The sequence below is a fragment of the Actinomycetota bacterium genome (assembly GCA_013152275.1).
GTDB lineage: Bacteria > Actinomycetota > Acidimicrobiia > Spongiisociales > UBA4744 > BMS3Bbin01.
In genome coordinates, this window is record JAADGS010000070.1 from 17,148 (window position 1) to 33,625 (window position 16,478).

General features: G+C 64.6%; 14 protein-coding genes. 4 read left to right on the plus strand and 10 right to left on the minus strand.

What is annotated here, in order from left to right; all coding sequences use genetic code 11:
* Positions 1 to 31 precede the first annotated feature (31 nt).
* Complete coding sequence (locus tag GXP34_11200) at positions 32 to 1,111, plus strand: alcohol dehydrogenase catalytic domain-containing protein (GenBank protein ID NOY56539.1); 1,080 nt, start codon at positions 32 to 34, stop codon at positions 1,109 to 1,111.
* Between the two features lie 47 nt (positions 1,112 to 1,158).
* Positions 1,159 to 2,367 (plus strand): MFS transporter, encoded by a 1,209-nt coding sequence (locus GXP34_11205; protein ID NOY56540.1) that lies wholly within the window; start codon positions 1,159 to 1,161, stop codon positions 2,365 to 2,367.
* 23 nt (positions 2,368 to 2,390) lie between these two features.
* On the opposite strand, the gene GXP34_11210 is transcribed toward GXP34_11205, so the two are convergent.
* Complete coding sequence (locus tag GXP34_11210) at positions 2,391 to 3,347, minus strand: hypothetical protein (GenBank protein ID NOY56541.1); 957 nt, start codon at positions 3,345 to 3,347, stop codon at positions 2,391 to 2,393.
* Between the two features lie 86 nt (positions 3,348 to 3,433).
* Between GXP34_11210 and GXP34_11215 the strand changes: the two genes are divergently transcribed.
* Entirely contained in the window at positions 3,434 to 4,369 is a 936-nt protein-coding gene (locus GXP34_11215; protein ID NOY56542.1) for a hypothetical protein, read from the plus strand.
* Here GXP34_11215 and GXP34_11220 read toward each other — a convergent pair whose 3' ends face one another.
* The 6 genes from GXP34_11220 to GXP34_11245 form a co-directional block, all read right to left on the minus strand.
* Positions 4,370 to 5,230: a hypothetical protein gene (locus tag GXP34_11220; GenBank protein ID NOY56543.1), complete on the minus strand. Its 861-nt coding sequence runs from the start codon at positions 5,228 to 5,230 to the stop codon at positions 4,370 to 4,372. It lies immediately after the preceding gene.
* Positions 5,231 to 5,262: 32 nt separating this feature from the next.
* Positions 5,263 to 6,924 (minus strand): hypothetical protein, encoded by a 1,662-nt coding sequence (locus tag GXP34_11225; protein ID NOY56544.1) that lies wholly within the window; start codon positions 6,922 to 6,924, stop codon positions 5,263 to 5,265.
* Positions 6,914 to 8,254, minus strand: coding sequence for a GTPase domain-containing protein (locus GXP34_11230; GenBank protein NOY56545.1), 1,341 nt, complete (start codon positions 8,252 to 8,254; stop codon positions 6,914 to 6,916). Before GXP34_11230 ends, GXP34_11225 begins: the two co-directional genes overlap by 11 nt.
* Before the next feature lie 36 nt (positions 8,255 to 8,290).
* Positions 8,291 to 9,592, minus strand: coding sequence for a HAMP domain-containing histidine kinase (locus GXP34_11235; protein ID NOY56546.1), 1,302 nt, complete (start codon positions 9,590 to 9,592; stop codon positions 8,291 to 8,293).
* The gene (locus GXP34_11240; protein ID NOY56547.1) at positions 9,589 to 10,266 is read right to left on the minus strand and encodes a response regulator transcription factor; all 678 of its coding nucleotides are present in this window, start codon (positions 10,264 to 10,266) and stop codon (positions 9,589 to 9,591) included. Before GXP34_11240 ends, GXP34_11235 begins: the two co-directional genes overlap by 4 nt.
* Before the next feature lie 711 nt (positions 10,267 to 10,977).
* Positions 10,978 to 11,745, minus strand: coding sequence for a PD-(D/E)XK nuclease family protein (locus tag GXP34_11245; protein ID NOY56548.1), 768 nt, complete (start codon positions 11,743 to 11,745; stop codon positions 10,978 to 10,980).
* A gap of 63 nt (positions 11,746 to 11,808) precedes the next feature.
* Here GXP34_11245 and GXP34_11250 point away from each other — a divergent pair, with 63 nt between their 5' ends.
* The gene (locus GXP34_11250) at positions 11,809 to 13,752 is read left to right on the plus strand and encodes a hypothetical protein (GenBank protein NOY56549.1); all 1,944 of its coding nucleotides are present in this window, start codon (positions 11,809 to 11,811) and stop codon (positions 13,750 to 13,752) included.
* On the opposite strand, the gene GXP34_11255 is transcribed toward GXP34_11250, so the two are convergent.
* From GXP34_11255 to GXP34_11265, 3 genes are read right to left on the minus strand one after another with little or no spacing between them, the layout of a single operon-like run.
* Positions 13,730 to 14,059, minus strand: a complete 330-nt coding sequence (locus GXP34_11255; GenBank protein ID NOY56550.1) for a hypothetical protein — start codon at positions 14,057 to 14,059, stop codon at positions 13,730 to 13,732. The genes GXP34_11250 and GXP34_11255 overlap by 23 nt on opposite strands.
* Entirely contained in the window at positions 14,056 to 15,456 is a 1,401-nt protein-coding gene (gene pyk / locus GXP34_11260; GenBank protein NOY56551.1) for a pyruvate kinase, read from the minus strand. The genes GXP34_11255 and pyk overlap by 4 nt, the downstream gene beginning before the upstream one ends.
* 28 nt (positions 15,457 to 15,484) lie before the next feature.
* Complete coding sequence (locus GXP34_11265; GenBank protein ID NOY56552.1) at positions 15,485 to 16,465, minus strand: LLM class F420-dependent oxidoreductase; 981 nt, start codon at positions 16,463 to 16,465, stop codon at positions 15,485 to 15,487.
* Positions 16,466 to 16,478: the final 13 nt, after the last annotated feature.

Here is a 16,478-nt window from a genome sequence, read left to right on the forward strand (position 1 = left end):
ACACGTTTACACTCCCGCCAAGGAGGAGTGAATGACGGGCGCGACTGCCAAGGCGATGCTGCTGGTCGAACCGCAGCGTTTCAGCGCGACGACGTTTGCGATTCCTGAGGTCGAAACCGGCGGTTGGCTTGCGATCGAAGCGACGGGAGTGAGCGGATCCGACGTCCAGATCTGGCAGGGGACGAACCGATTCATGCGCTACCCGCTGATCCCGGGCCATGAGATCGTCGGGCGGATCGCATCGGTTGTCGACGAAGCGTTCGACATCCCCATCGGAACGCGTGTCGTCGTCGAATCGACCATCCGTTGCGGAGCCTGCCGTCGCTGTTTGAGCGGACTCCACTCGTGCGCGTTCCGCAAACCGATCAATGCCTACGGTCGGCTTCCCTCGACCGAACCACCGAGCCTGTGGGGAGGGTTCGCAGAGTTCCTCTACCTCGATCCCGGTGCACGACTCCATCCGATCAGCGACAATATCCAGGCGCCCGTCGCGACCTTCACGCATGCCCTCGCCGACGGGTTCACCTGGACGGTTGAGACTCCCGCCCTTCGAGCCGGTGACAGTGTCCTGATCCTGGGACCCGGGCCGCGTGGTCTCGCCGCGCTCATCGCGGCGAAAGAGGCCGGTGCCGGTTGGGTCGGTATCAGCGGCCTCACCGAAGACGGTGACCGTCTCACTCTCGCCAAGGAGCTTGGGGCGGACATGGTCGTCGACGCACGCCAGGCCGACGTGGCAGGCTCCGTCGCAGACAGTCTCGGAGCCCGCCCCGAAGTGGTTCTGGACGTGACCAGGGATGATCCCGATGCCATCCACACGGCTCTCGACCTGGTCCGCTCCGGCGGCACGGTCGTGATCGCTTCGATCAAAGGCGTTCGTGCCGTCAACCAGCTCTTCTCCGACATCATCGTGCTCAAGGAGCTCAACATCCGTGGAGCCTTCGGGGCAAGCTCCGCCGGTTATCACTGGGCCGCGCAGCACCTGGAAAAGGATCCTCGCCTGGACAAACTGGTCAGCCACGAATTCCCGCTCGACGAGGCGGAACGGGCCATCGAGGCGTCCGCCGGCCTCCTCGGGCATGAGGAACTCATCTCGGTGGCCGTCACGTTCTGATCGTCAGGTCCCGGGTGACGGCACGCGTTGCGTTACAGTCGCCACTCATGGACACCTGGACACCGACACGCACCAGCACGATCTCATGGGTGCTGTATGACCTGGCCAACACGATCTTCGCGTTGGCCGTCGGAAGCCGTTACTTCTCCGTCTGGGTCGTCGAAGACCAGGGAGCGACCGACGCCCACTTCGGGTATGCCACCGCCATCGCCATGGTGATCGTCATCATCCTCGCTCCATGGGTGGGAGCGCGCTCGGACCATGTGGGGAGGCGCAAACCCGCGTTGATCATTGCCACGATCGTCACGGTCGGAGCGACCGCGCTGCTGACGACCGTCGGCCTGTACCCCTCGCTGGCACTGTACATCGTCGGACAGATCGGCTTCACCCTTGGCAGTGTCGTGTATGACGCGATGCTTCCCGATGTCAGCACCGAGCAGAACCGGGGCCGGATCTCCGGGCTCGGCGTCGGGGTGGGATACATCGGCTCGTTCATCGCCATCGGGACCGGTATGTTCATGCTCGACAGGTTCGGATACGGTCCACTGTTTCGGACTCTGGCGGCACTGTTCTTGCTCTTCGCGCTCCCCGCGTTCTTCCTCCTCAAGGAACGGCCCAGAGCGCATCAGGACACGAAGCCGCCTCGGTTCCTCGGCTCCCTCCAACACCTCCTCCACGCGTGGCAGCGCGCCCGCCAGTTCCCGGGAGTGACCCGATTCCTCGTCGGACGGTTCCTCTACGCAGACGCCGCCAACACCGCGTTTCTGTTCGTGTCGATCTTCGCCATCACCGAGATGGGGTTCTCCAATCGTCAGACCGACCTTCTCGCCCTGGCGGCCATCGTGTCGGCGGTGCTCGGCTCACTGGTCACAGGACGAGTCGTGGACGTGATCGGGCCGAGAAAGGTGCTCCACGGTGCAATCTACACATGGTGCGCGGCAGTCGCCGTTGCAGTGCTCGCAGCGCTGAGCGGTCACAGCTCCATCGGATGGCTCGTCGGTGTGCTCGGCGGTGCGGCCGCGGGGGCGACGTGGACATCCGACCGTGTCTACATGCTGAGACTCTCCCCTCCGGAGCACTACGGGGAGTTCTACGGACTGTATGCCACGGTCGGCAGGTTCGCGACCTTACTCGGCCCCCTGGTATGGGCGTTCGTCACCGTCACGCTCGGGTTGGGCCGGATCGTTGCCATCGCCACCCTCCTCTTGTTCTTTGCCTCGTCGCGCTGGATCCTCGCCGGAGTGACCGATCACTAGAGACGACCGATCCTCGTGAGTTCCTACCGCTCCACGAGGGTGTCGGTGGCAAGTTCGTAGTTGAGCACTTCCTCGACCGCGTACGGGTCGGGGAGGTCCTCGACAATGGCCGTCCGGCGGGCGAGACGTCGGCCGATCTCGGCGAACCAGAGGTCGTTCGGTATCGGCCATGGCCACCGATGCAGGCCGTTCCGGGCCCCGACGACCGCACCGACGAGCGGAGCCACGTGGTCGGCGTGAGCGACGACACCGGCAGCCTCACGCACGACGACCGCCGCCTGCTCGAATCCTGACGAGGAAAGCGCGATCACCATCGCGGAGACTTCGACTTCCGCATCTTCGATGCCCCACGACATGACGGCGACGGACACGTCCTTGGCCGAACTCCCGACCAGGTCGGGTACCCGCCGGAGCACATCGGAAACTGCCGTGGGGCGATCGATGAATCGCTCGGCCTGAACGGCTGTTTCTCTGGCCCCGTTGACAAGGTCCCAACCCGTCTGCCCATACCCTGCCGCGGCCACGGCACCCGCGATCACACAGGAGGTGACCGCAGACTCGGGGCGCGTGTGCGTTGCTCTCGCACTTTGGGCCGCCGTGGCGATCAAGGCGTCCGGATCCTTCCGATACCACACCCCGACCGGAACCGCTCGGATGGCCGCGCCGGCATTGCGAAACGGCATCGGTGTCGAGAGCCCTCGCCGAGACTCCTCGAGAAAGGCCATGAACCAAGAATCGGGCGAACGGTAGACGCTCGCCCGTCCATCTTGCGGATAGGCGAACTCGAGCAGGTTCGCGGCAAAGGTCTCCCCATCGACCGCCTGTGCCCGCATCAGGTGGTACGCGGTCAGGACCATCTGTTGAACACCGAACCCGTACGCGCGACGGGTCCCAGAGACCAGTAACTCCCCGGCAGCCGCTCCGAGCAGCGCGCCTTCTCCGCCTGCCTCGTAGGTGGCGGCGTGGCGTGACCTTTCCATGTTTCGAGCTATCGGAAGACTGCCTGTGGGCCTTGAGGGGAAGTGCGTGCGAAGCCGCGGACCGGGAAGGCCATTACCCTTCGCCTGTGCGTTCCCTCCTCCTGATAGCAAACCCGGCGGCATCCCGCTTCACCGGTGGTCTCCACCGCTCCGTCGTATTCCGGTTGTCGAAAACCTACGACGTCGAGACCACATGGCCGACAAGTGCCGGCGAAGTCGAAGCGCGAGCCTTACAGGCCGCCCACGACGGAGTCGACGTTGTCGCAGCAATGGGTGGGGACGGTGTGGTACACCACGTCGTCAACGGAATATACGGCACACGAGCAACTCTCGGCATCATCCCGGCAGGGACGACCAACGTGCTCGCGAGGATTCTCGGCATCCCCGCCCGCCCGGGACGCGCCGCCGCGTACCTCGCCTCGGGACCGCCTGCCATCTACGCCCCCGTCGCCCAGATCTCCCTCGATACCGGTGCCGGCACGACCGTTCGATACGCGACGTTCGCCACCGGTGTCGGTTTCGATGCAGAGGTCGTGCGAGTCTCCAACCTCGAGCCCTACCGAAAGTACTGGTTTGGTGGAGTGCACTACGCGCGATCCGCCGTCGGCGTCGTCCTCTCACGCGACAGTCGGCAGCCGCCAAACATGCGCGTCGATGACGGAACACGCTCGGCGAACGCCGCCGCGGTGTTGGTCCAGGTCCACGATCCGTACACGTATTTCGGCAGGGTCCCCCTCCGTATCTCTCCCCGCCCGCATGCCGGTCTCGCCGCGCTGCTCGTCGAGCGGCTGACGCTGCCGCGCATCCCCGCGATCCTGCTGGCGGCAGTCACCGGCAGGGACCTGCAACGGATCCCCGGCGTGCACGTGTGGAAGAACGTTCGGCACATCGACGTGCATGCCGAGCCGCGATCGCCCCTTCAGGCTGATGGAGAGCTCCTCGGTACCATCGACTCGGTCCGATTCTCGGCTCGACCTCGCGGTCTGCGGGTCATTGCGCCGACTGCGCCGGTCAACGACTGACTAAAACTTCAGCTCCTCGGCGACCGTCCGCTCTGCTGCGAGGTCGGCGATCTGGGTGGCCGTGAGAAGCCCGATATCGGACACGATCGCGGTGAAGTATTCCAGCCCTACGATCTCCGACAAGGCCCTGCGCCCTCCGAGCTGCGCCGTGATGCGGAACAGGCCGGAAGGAAGTACCTTGTCCCTGCCGGCAGTGAGGTAGAGGGCCACTCCTGCAAGATCGGCGGCAACGGCCAGCCTCCGAATCCCGGCCTTCGACACCGCGGCGTCAGGTCCGATCGCATCCGCTCCCGAGACGACCACATCCACACCCGGAAGGAGTTCAACTGCGGATCCGTCATCGACCACTTCGACGTCGAATCCTGCGACCGTCAGCTCGGCGGCCATCTCCATGCCCTCTCCCCCCGGCATCGCTTCGGTGCAACAGACTTGGAACGACGATTGCTCCCGGGCAGCATCGAGAACGGACCGCACCGAGCTGGAGGCGCCGTGGACCAGAACCGTCACCCCCTCGCCGATGAGATGGGCGCCCACCGAACCGATCTTCGCCGTAGACGAGGCGAGGCGGTCGGCGAACTCTCTGGCGACGTCCACGACACGGTCCGCGCCGTCGGCGAGGGACAGATACAACTCGTTACAGAGAGCGAGGACCGGAGCGCGGACCGCCTGCCGATCGACGAGCAGCTCGAGCGCATCGACAATCGCCTCGGGGTACGACTCCGGAGCGTAGGTTGCGACACTTCGCGCAAGCTGCTCGATCGCCTCTGCAGCTTCCGCTCCGACGAACGCGGCGCTGGACACGGTATCGAGTGACACCGCGGTAACACGCCGCCATGCCGCCCAGTCTCGCCATTCCGTCACGTACCCGCCCTCCGAGCCGTCAACTGTAGCTTTCAGCTTCCGGGATCCGCGTTCGATGCGTCCGGTTTGATGCGGATCGGAACCTGCGGGAGCACGGACTCGAGTCTGGCCAGCTCTACACCGAGCTCCGCGAGGGCCCCTCCAAGCTCGGCGCGGTCTCGCATGACGGTGCGAAGTGGTGTGCCGATTCGTTGATCGACTCTCGCGGCGAGGCGTCGTTCGATCGCGACCCGGTACACGCCTGCTGCTCTTCTACCGGCTCTTCTCCCCGACCACCGCACGATTCGGGCGAGCACGACACCGGCGATGAGCGCACCGACGCCGAGGATGATCGGCCACGGCCACGCGTCTCGCCGCAGCGCTTCGGGGCCTGCCCAGGCCCACACGAACGCAGACACGACGGTGATGACGATCAGCCACTGTGCGGCCGCTGCGAGCCGCCACCAACCGACCTTGGCCGGCACGGGACGATCGCGCGATGCGGCCAGGACACCTTCCGTGGCCTCTTGCAGTTCGGTTTCGACCGTTGCCGGCCCGAAACGCTCTCTGAGCTCGGCACCGAAGCCACCCCCCGACTCGAAGGACAGCTCGGTCACCGTCGAGGCGACCGCTTCGACCGCCTCTCCGAGCCCGGTGCGATCTTGCCGCCGATGACGTTCCCCTCCGATCGCCTCGTCTTCCGCCGCCGTCTCGAGTGGGCGACCGACGAGGCTTCTCCGAAGGCCCGCCACTGCTCTTCCGAGAGGACCCGATCCGCTGCGAACGGCGAGAAGCCGGCCGGCATCCTCGGCAGCCTCTGTGACCTCCCGACCGACGAGGAGGTCCCCCAGTCCCGCAACGACCGCTGCTCGTGTTCGGGCCCAGCGGCGATCGAAGTCGAGTCCGGATCCCGGCTGAACGCCGGTGACGTCTGCGACGCCACGACCTGCCCTGCGGATGTCCTCGACCAGTTTCCCGATGACGGTGCGTTTGACCTCCAGGGTGTCCTCGACGAACGCCACGAGGCGCTCGATACCGATCGGCCGTCCCGCCACGGGATCGGCGGCAGTATCGAACACGACGGGACCGGTGATCCCGTCGGCCTCGAGAAGCGCGATCAGGTCGTCACGAACGAGGTCGAGTTCTCCGGGCGCAAGACGGTCGATCTGGTTCAGGGCGAAGACAAACTGCTCTCGATAGCCGGACAGCGGACGCAGATACGTCTCATGCAGGGATCGATCGCCGTATTTCTCGGGGTCGAGGACCCACAGGACGGCGTCGACCCTGGGGATGAGCCGTTCGACGGTCGCCCTGTGCTCGAGAGAGATCGAATCAAAGTCCGGCAGGTCGACGATGGCCAGGTTCAATGCCGCCGTGTGCTCGATCCGTTCCTCCACACCGAGATCGTCGAGGAGGCGCAGGAGCCCTGGCTCGGGCTCGCTCGGCAGCCACACGAGCGGCCGGTCCGTCGTCGGGCGGATACGACCGACGGGCGCCACGGACGCCCCGGCGATCGCATTCAGAAGACTGGACTTGCCGGCACCCGTCCCACCCGCAAGTGCGAGAACCACCGTTTCGCCCAGATACCCCATTCGCGTCCTGGCCTGTCTGGCCACACGGGCATACGGTTCGAGACGATCGTCACCGGTAAGGGACCATGCCTTGGCGACCACAAGATCGAGCATGTCGAGGGCCTTGCCCAGATCACCCGCCATAGAAGATCTCCGCAGCCTCCCGTACCGTTGCCGTTGCATGCCGCAGACCGAGAGTCGAACCCGACAAGAGGGCTTCGACTCGACCGGCGAACCGTGCCTCGTCGGCGTCGAAGACGTCACGCAGGCGCTCGAGGAGGCCTCGCCGAGCGGCCCCGATCGCCTCCTCGATGCGACCGGTTGCCTCTGGGGCACGCTTCCACAGTGCAGCATCCCCCAGGAGAACTCTGCCCGCCGGATCGAGTTCCCATGCCGCCGCCGTCTGGGAGGCCGCGAGGTCGAGCCGCCGTGCGACGGAGGCACCAAACTCTTTCCGGCGTGTTCCGCCCTCGGCGCGGATCAGGGAGTCTTCGTCCAACGCACGGCCGATCTCATCGAGTTGCTCGAAGTATGCCTCCTTGGCGAAACCGATGAGAGCAGCACCTTCCTCTGCCTCCTGCCGGATTGCAGCCGCCAGGTCGCCGGAACGCGCGACCACGTCTTCAACGGCACCCTTCGTCGTGTCCACGATGACGGCGTATCGTCTGCCGGGGTCTGCAAATGCTGCGAGCCGCTCTCGCAAGCCATCGACCGCACCCGGGGTGAGACCCATGTACTCGGGGATGATCGTCTGCTCCCGGATCTCGACGATGGATGGATCGCCCTGGAGGATGTCACGCCGGCGAAGGTGACCGGAGTAGTCGGCGAGGATCTCGGAGACACCGGTGTCGGGAAGTCGGTTCACGACGAAGACAATCGGCAGCTTGCGTCGACGGGCCCGATCGAGAAACTCCCAGGGGACCGCGTCGGCGTACCGCTGGGCGCTGGTGACGAAGATGCAGATATCGGCGATCGCGAGCAGTTCCGTCACGATCTCTCGATGCTCTCCGATCACCGAGTCGAAGTCGGGTGCGTCGATGAGCGTCACCCCGCGCAGCAGAGGTGCCGTGTCGGCAACGACGCGCAGGCTGCGGCCCGAGTCGGTGTCGATTCCGTAGCCACTCATGAACGTGTCGCGGTACCGCTGCGCGTGCTTCTCGTGACACCAGATGACCGGCGCCTTTGTCGTTGGGCGTATCGGTCCGGTCTGACTCACCGGTCGTTGAGCGAGCGTGTTGACGAGTGTCGACTTACCACTGCCGGTGGAGCCGACGACCACCGCGACAACGTCCGTGTCGAGATCGGCGAGACGAGGTATGAGGTACTCGCGAATCATCCACCCGAGCTCGTCTCGAAGCTCTCGGCGGACCTGCTGATCGGCAGACGGCAGTCCGAAGTCGACCGCGGCGATCTGGTCGCCCAACGCGTCGAGCGCGGCCCGCAACCGTGCCACCGAGGAGATCCGCCGTCCCATCGGCGGATTGTCCCACACCAGGTCTCCGGTTTCGTTTCAAACAGTCGGTGTGTCGCGGGCAGGCCCGAACAACACCTCGACGCCTGCACCACCGTCCGGGCCGACTCGCAAGTTCAGCGCCCCTCCCGTCGCTTCTGCGGCCCTGCGGACGATATCCAATCCCAGTCCTGTCGACCCGCTCCCCGACTCTCCCCGACGCGCCGGGTCACCCTCGGGAAAGCCCGGTCCCGCGTCCTCGACGACGAGTCGCACCATCCCATCCTCGGTTCGGTCGACACGGATGTGAAACGGTGTCCCTTCCGGTGTGTGGGCCAGAACGTTTCCGACGAGAGCGTCGACGACTGCTGCCGCATCCCCTTCGAGAAGCGCCACATGATGGGGTCCCCCATCGACGTCCGCCGACCAGAGCCTTCTCTGCTCCTGGGCGAGCGCCCCCCAGAACGAGACCCGTTCCTCGACGATGGCTCCCAGATCGGTGCTGGCGCCGATACCCTCGCGCAACGGGCGGCGAGCCTGCCGGATGAGGTGATCGACGGTTCTCTCCAGTTCGTCCAGATCACCGATGAGACGCTCCGATCGGTCGGGTACGGCCTCGATCTCGAGCCGCAAGGCGGTCAACGGGGTCCGGAGGCGGTGGGACAGATCGGCTGCCGCCCTGCGTTCCTCCTCGAGAAGCTCGCCGACGCGACCGGCCAGCCGGTTGAACGCCTTGCCGACTTCGACGATCTCCGCCGGCCCGTCCGGTTCGACGCGCACGCTGAGGTCTCCCCCACCGAGGCGATGCGCCGCGACGGAGAGATCATGGACGGGCCGCACCACCGAACGAGCCAGTCGGTCGGCGACCAGCGCAGAGAGCATCACCAACGCGACCCCGAGCGAACCGAGGATGATCCACGCCGCGGTGACGTTGCGATCCAACAGCTCCGAGGCAACGAAGACCCGCACCACGGCGGCCCGTTCCTCACCTTCGACGAGTACGGGAACCCAGATGATCTCGCCGTCTTTCGATGGCTCACGGAACGCCTCGCCGGCAGCCGCTCGTCGATACCCATCGCCCAACTCGAACGACTCTCCAACGATCGTCTCATCCGGGAGGACAACCGAGAGCAGTCCCCCGCCGGCGAGCTTTCCCGATCCGACGAGCGCCACGACCTCCTGGGGGCGCCCACCGGTGATCACAATGCCGAGTGCTTGCGACAATGTCTGTGCATCCCTTTCGGCGGCCACCAGAACCCGGTCCCGCGCAAGTGTCTTGACCATCCCCGCAAGTGGGATCAGAAAGGCGAGTACCACCATCGCGGTCACTGCGGCCGAGACCACGGCGAGCCGCCTTCTCACGGTACGACCAGCTTGACACCCACTCCCCGCACGGTGTGGAGATATCGAGGCTCGGCGGCGCTCTCACCGAGCTTCTTGCGAAGCCACGAAAGATGTACGTCGACGGTCTTGTCGGCCCCACCGTATGGCTGCCGCCAGACCTCTGCGAGGAGCTCGCGTCTCCCAACGACCGTTCCAGGTCGCTGCGCGAGGTATGCCAGCAGGTCGAACTCCTTTCGGGTGAGTATCAGCGTCCGGCCGTCCAACCTCACATCTCGGGAAGCAAGATCGATCACCAGATCCCCGAGCGACAGGACGACCTTCTCGGCTGCCTCACCTCCGCGACGAAGCACGGCCCTGATCCTCGCGTCGAGATGAGCCGCGGAGAACGGCTTGACGACATAGTCGTCCGCCCCTGCATCGAGGAGATGGACGATCTCCTGCTCATCGTCCCGGGCCGTTGCCACGATGACCGGGACATCGGTCACGGCTCGAATCATCTTCAGGAGCTCGGCCCCGTCGATGTCGGGCAGCCCAAGGTCGAGAATCACGGCATCGGGGTTTCCGGACACCGCGAGCTCGAGCCCGCCAAGGCCTGAGCCGGCGGCACGGACGTCGTGTCCACGCTCTGCCAGCCTTGCTGCCAGCGTCTGGCGGATCCGGACGTCGTCCTCGATGATGATCAATGAAGCCACCTTCACACCCTATACGGATGCCACACCGAACCATCGCCGACGCGACCCACTTATCACACCTTTAACCTGCCGTTACCGCTCTCCAACGCGCATACCGGCAATACTGCCCACATGAGCACACGGCGTCTTGGCCTGTTCGCCGCCTGGCTGACGGCGACCCTGCTGGCGATCGTACTCGCCTCCCAGGCCGTCGGTCTCGTGCGAGACCAGGTCACCGATCGACCCTCCCGGACGGTCTCCACTCTCCTTGCAACGGCAACGACGCCGTCCACTGCAGCTCTCGCCGCCACGCCGACCGTCATCGACCCCGAAGTCCCCCAGCGCACGGCGAGCCCCACGTCGACAACGATCCCTGCACCGACAACGACGAGCGCCGTACCGACGACGACGATCCCTGCACCGACGACGACGAGCGCCGCACCGACGACGACCGCTGCGCCGAGCGTAGATCGGCGTTACACACTCGTCGGTGGCTGGGTAACGGTTGCCTGCTCCGGAGACGACATCAGCTTCAAATCCGCCGCTCCAAAGGCCGGATTCTCCGTCGAACGCACAGAAGTCGAAGAGAACAAGGTGGATGTCAAGTTCGAGAGTTCCGACCACACATCCAAGTTCGAGGCCGTGTGCAGTGATGGCGATGTCGTCGAGTCCATCGAGGAGAAGGACGAGCAGGACGACTAGGTCTCTGCAGTCGGCAGGGATTCGGCCGGATCACAGAAGTGCCGTCGCGGCACGGCCCTCGACACATTCCTCGAGGAGGCCGCAGTACCGGCACCATGGACCGCCCCTGCGCTCGATGTCCCGCCGCTCGGCCCACGCCCGACGCAACGCATTGACGATACCGGCCACCTGCCGAGCCGTCTCCCTGAGCGAATCGGTCCCGGGCTCTTCGGTGAACCGCTCCCCGGTACGGATGGATACCGCCTCCACTTTCGACGGGATCTCTCCCTTGTCGAGCACCCACAGGAGTGCGTAGAAGCGCAGTTGTTCGTGAACCTCCCCCAGCTCACCCGTCTTCCAGTCGACCAGACGAACCCCTCCATCGTCGGAGAACACTGCATCTACCGACCCGACGAGGGTCACACCGTCGACGGGTTCGACCTGGATCTGAACCTCCGCTCCCTGGAATCCTTCGACAGGGAAACGTCGGAACCGCTCGTAGAGGGCACCCACTTCATCGATGACCCGTTCGAGACCGGAGGGTTTCATCGACAACGCAGCCATCTTGAAGTTCAAGTTCGAGCCACCGATCTCTTCGCGGCACACTTGTTCCAGCCGGTCGGCAGAGATCGGTCCACTGCCGAGATGCCGGGCGAACACACGGTGGGCGAGCCCACCCTTGAATGCCGGGACACTCTCCGGTCCCCAGACTCCCTCGATCCTCGATTTGGCGTAGTCTGCGCATTCCCCATAGGCCACAAACGTCGAACCGGAGAGCCGAACGGCATCGCCGGGCTCGATCTCTGGAAACACGATCATGAACGACATGGTATCGACCGACCGCCGAGACCACTACACTCAACTCCCGTTCCAGGGCTGATCATGTCACGTACTTCTCGAATCATCATTGTCATCCTCGGCGTGCTCGCCGGTCTCTTCCTGATGGTCATCGGGGCATTCGGGATCGACCGCGCCCTGCACATCGGCAAGGTGCTGCACAATGTGCACGCTTCATCCGTGGACCTCTCCGGAAAAGACGAAGCAGGAGCCGAGCTGACCCTCGTCGCGCTGGAGGACGAGCTCGGCACGACGCCCGCGGTATTCGAGATCGCCGGGACGACCGTGGATCTCGACCCGACCACGGTCCGTTTCGACATCGACGAGCCCGACGCTGCGGCCAGTGCTCTCGCCGTCGGACGCGAGGGAACGGTGATCGACCAATTCCGATGGTGGATGACACACGTCTTCACGATCGAAACCGTGCCGGTGCATGGAAGCTTGGATGAGGAGGCACTCTCGGCCGTCTTCGACTATTGGGACGAATCCACGATTTCGAACCCTCCCTTCGACGGAGCCGTCGAGGTCCGAGGAACCCAAGCCGTCGCCCGATACCCACATCCCGGTACCGGCATCGACCGATCGTCGGCTTCGAAAGCCATCCTTGCGTCGCTGCTCAACCCGGATCGACCGATCGTCACGATCGCAACGGCACCGCTGCAATCCGACCTCAGTGACGCGGACATCGACGCTGCAGTCGACAAGGCACAACAGATGATCGGCCGGTCGATCGTTCTGTCACGTGAGGACCCGGACATCTCGGTGACCTTCACACCCCGGAACCTTGCGTCCGCCCTGCGAAGTCGGATCGTCCACAACTCTCCGGCACACATCCAACTGAGCTTCGATCCCGAGGTGATCGGCGCGATTCTGCAACCGGCGAGCGCCCATCTCGGTGTGCCGCCGCGTGATGCGTCCTTCGAGGTCGGTGAGGACGGTTTGGTCACCATCGTGCCGAGCAGACCCGGACAGATCGTGGATCCGGAGTTGACCGCCGGAGCGCTGGAGGTTGCTTCTCGCACGCCCGACCGAACCGGGCGGTTGCCGTTCGAAGATGCCGCCGAGCCCGAGTTCACAACCGAAGACGCCCAGGCGATGAACATCAAGCATCTGGTCTCGCAGTTCACGACCTACCACCGCTGCTGCCAGAACCGTGTCACCAATATTCATCTTCTGGCGGACATCATCGATGGGGTCATCGTTCTGCCGGGCGAGAAGTTCTCGATCAACGAGTACGTGGGCGAGCGGGACACCGCCCGCGGGTTCCTTCCCGATCACACGATCGTGCAGGGGAAGATGGTCGACACGATCGGCGGTGGGGTGAGCCAGTTCGCCACGACGTTCTACAACGCCATGTACTGGGGCGGGTACGAAGACATCACCCACTCGCCACACAGCTACTACTTCAGCCGATATCCGGAAGGGCACGAGGCGACGATCTCCTGGCCGGCGCCGAATCTCGTGTTCCGGAATGACTCCGATGCTGCGGTGCTCATCAAGACGTCCTACACCGACACCTCCCTGACCGTGAGCTTCTACGGGAACAACGGAGGGCGGACTGTCGTCGGAGAGCAAAAGAACGGACGTCTGCACATGGAGGTCACCTCGGAAGGAGACGCAACCGCCAGAAAGGTCACATCCAGCGTCTCTTCGCGCTTCGATCAGACAGACCCGCCGATCGAGTACACGGCCAACGACGAACTGCTGCCCGGTGAGGAGATCGTCAACGTGAAGGGCAGAATCGGCTGGACGGTCATCGTGAAGAGACACATCGAATACCCGGACGGTCATGTCGACACCCAGCAATGGCGTGTTCGCTACCGGCCACAGCCCCGTGAAGTCGAAGTGAATTCCTGCATGATCCCCCCCGAGGAAGGGCAAGAGCCCGTGCCCTGTCCCACGACGACGACGGAGTCGACGACCACCACGACGACCACGGCGGCGACTACGACGACCGTGGCGTCGACTACGACGACCGCGACCGACTAGCAGCCGTCACCACGAAGAAGTCGCGGATCTGTTCTCCGGCACGGCGAACGCTGCCCTCGTCCCATCCACCGTTTCGCTGTACCGACACCACGTTGAATTGCACATACACGTGCCGAATTGCCGGATCCGCCTCGAAGAGACGCTCCGCGAGACGAGCACCGAGGCCGTCCTCGGCCACCGGACGCGTGAACTCCCGGCCGTCCTGACCTGTAAAGGTCCGGTCCGTATCGAAGATCGCCACTTCTCCGTGGACGGCGCTCTCGACCGCAATACTCTGGCCCACATCTGCTCCCTTCAGGATCCTCACTCGCCGATGGTCTGCAGTTTCATCAGATTCGTCGAGGCGCTGCGGTTTGGAGGGGTTCCCGCGACGATCACGACACCCTCACCGGCCACACACACGCCGTTCTCGGCGAGGTAGCGGTCGGCGGACTCGATCATCGCATCGGTCGAGTCGAGTCGTTCGAAGGCGACAGGAGTCACGCCCCGGTAGATCGCCATTCTACGGCGTGTGCGCTCCACGGGGCTGAAGGCCATGATCGCCGCTCCAGGACGATATTTCGAGAGCAACCGTGCCGTACTGCCAGACTCGGTGAAGGCAACGATGATGCCGAGACCGAGATCCGTCGCCGCTTCCACGGCAGCTCTCGCCATCGCAGACGCATAGCCTGCCTGCCCGGCAAGGAAGCCGATCGACTGATGATCGGATCGCGGACGGTCGGCCTCGACCAGGATCCGATCCATCATCGCCACCGTCTCGATCGGATAGTCCCCGATTGCGGTCTCTCCCGAGAGCATGACCGCATCCGTTCCCTCCATGACGGCCGTCGCGACGTCGGTGACTTCGGCCCGGGTGGGACGCGTACTGTGAATCATCGACTCCAGCATCTCCGTCGCGGTCACCGAGATGAGTCCGGCGGCATTCGTCCGGCGCAGGATGTCCTGCTGCACGAACGGGAGCCGCTCGAGTGGCATCTCGACGCCAAGGTCTCCGCGAGCCACCATCACACCATCGGCCACCCCCAGGATCGCATCGAGGTTCTCGAATGCGACTGCGAGTTCGACCTTTGCGATGACCGGCACCCCCGAGAGTTGGCGGACCCGCTCCACATCTGCCGCCGAGCGGACGAAGGACGCAGCGACGAAATCCACCTCGATCTCGCGCCCGAACGCCAGGTCCACCTTGTCTTTCTCCGTCACCGCCGAGACACGCAGATTCGCCTTCGGGAAGGCGGCTCCGCGATGGTCACCCACGGGACCACCCTCGATCACTTCGGCAACGAGTCGGTCTCGGGTCTGCTCGGTCACTCTCATGCGAACGAGACCGTCGGCGAGTACGACTTCCGAGCCCACCCCCACATCGTTGACGAGACGCGGGTACCCGATCTCGATTCGGCTCGCGTCGCCGAGCCCCATGCCGGCGACGAGGCTGACGCGGTCTCCGCTCTTCAGTCGGATCCCGCCATCGGGAAACGTACCGACCCTGATCTTGGGCCCCTGGATGTCCTGCAGGATCGCAACGGCTCTCTTCTGCCGGGTGGCAGCTTCACGTACGAAGGTCGCCAGTTTGCGGTGCGTGTCATGGTCGCCGTGGGAGAAGTTCAATCTGGCGACGTCCATCCCCGCGGCAACCAGCCCGTCGATCGCCTCTGCGGTGGCAACGGCGGGACCCAGCGTGACGACGATCTTGGTTTGTCTGGTCATGATCGGAAGCGTACCCACCGGGGCCTGTCTAGGCGAGAGCCGGAATCACCTCACGCGCGAAGAGTTCGAGACCGTTGGTGTCATATGCCGCCTCCGCGAAGTACCCGATCGCGTAGCGCAGACCCGCATCGGCCCAGGGCTTCAGTCTGGCGACGAGCTGTTCCGGCGTTCCGGCCATCTCGCGATACATCGCCTCCATCCGGTCGAGCCGATCCTCGGCAACGTACGGCCGATAATGGTCCTTGATCCAACCAAGGCGCTCCTCCACCGCCGCTTCGGACTCTTCGCATACGACATTGAAGTTGCTCGATCGAACGATCGTGTCGAAGTCGGTGCCGACGTCCTCGCAGTGCCCTCGAAGAATCTCGGACTTGTGGATGAACTCGTCGACCGACTGACCGAAGTTCGTGTAGGCCGCGTACCGCGCCGCCACGTTGAGGGTCAACTTCTCTCCTCCGCCGGCCACCCAGAAGGGGATATGTGGGTCCTGGACGGGCTTCGGACGGCAGATGGCACCGTCGAGGGTGTAGTACCTCCCCTCATGATGGACCGTGTCCTCGGTCCACATCTTGCGCATGATCTCGATCCCCTCGCGCAGCATGCCGATTCTGACCGATGCTTTGGGAAACGCATATCCGTACCCTGCGTGCTCGTGCTCATACCATCCCGCGCCAAGTCCCATCTCGACCCGGCCTCCGCTGATCACATCGATCGAAGCCGCGACCTTTGCCAGATACGAGGGAAGTCGATAGGAGTTGCAGGTGCACATCTGGCCGAGCCGCACGGTGCTCGTGACGGCGGCCAGCGACGCCATCAGCGTCCAGGCCTCGTAGGTCACCTCCTGAGATGGGACCGGGACCGTGTGAAAATGGTCGTACACCCACAGGGACTCGTATCCGGATCGCTCGATCGTCGCGGCCACCGACCGCATCGTCTCCCAATGGCGTTCCTCGGGTATGCCGGCGAGGTCCATCCGCCATCCTTGTGGAACAAAGGCGCCAAAACGCATCTATGAACTCCGA

Bases quoted from the DNA above. Each gene is read 5' to 3' on its own strand.
- GXP34_11205 (NOY56540.1), top strand. From the start codon at position 1,159: ATGGACACCTGGACACCGACACGCACCAGCACGATCTCATGGGTGCTG.
- GXP34_11245 (NOY56548.1), bottom strand. From the start codon at position 11,745: ATGATCGTGTTTCCAGAGATCGAGCCCGGCGATGCCGTTCGGCTCTCC.
- GXP34_11210 (NOY56541.1), bottom strand. From the start codon at position 3,347: ATGGAAAGGTCACGCCACGCCGCCACCTACGAGGCAGGCGGAGAAGGC.
- GXP34_11230 (NOY56545.1), bottom strand. From the start codon at position 8,254: ATGGGACGGCGGATCTCCTCGGTGGCACGGTTGCGGGCCGCGCTCGAC.
- GXP34_11225 (NOY56544.1), bottom strand. From the start codon at position 6,924: ATGGCGGGTGATCTGGGCAAGGCCCTCGACATGCTCGATCTTGTGGTC.
- GXP34_11200 (NOY56539.1), top strand. From the start codon at position 32: ATGACGGGCGCGACTGCCAAGGCGATGCTGCTGGTCGAACCGCAGCGT.
- GXP34_11250 (NOY56549.1), top strand. From the start codon at position 11,809: ATGTCACGTACTTCTCGAATCATCATTGTCATCCTCGGCGTGCTCGCC.
- pyk (NOY56551.1), bottom strand. From the start codon at position 15,456: ATGACCAGACAAACCAAGATCGTCGTCACGCTGGGTCCCGCCGTTGCC.
- GXP34_11265 (NOY56552.1), bottom strand. From the start codon at position 16,465: ATGCGTTTTGGCGCCTTTGTTCCACAAGGATGGCGGATGGACCTCGCC.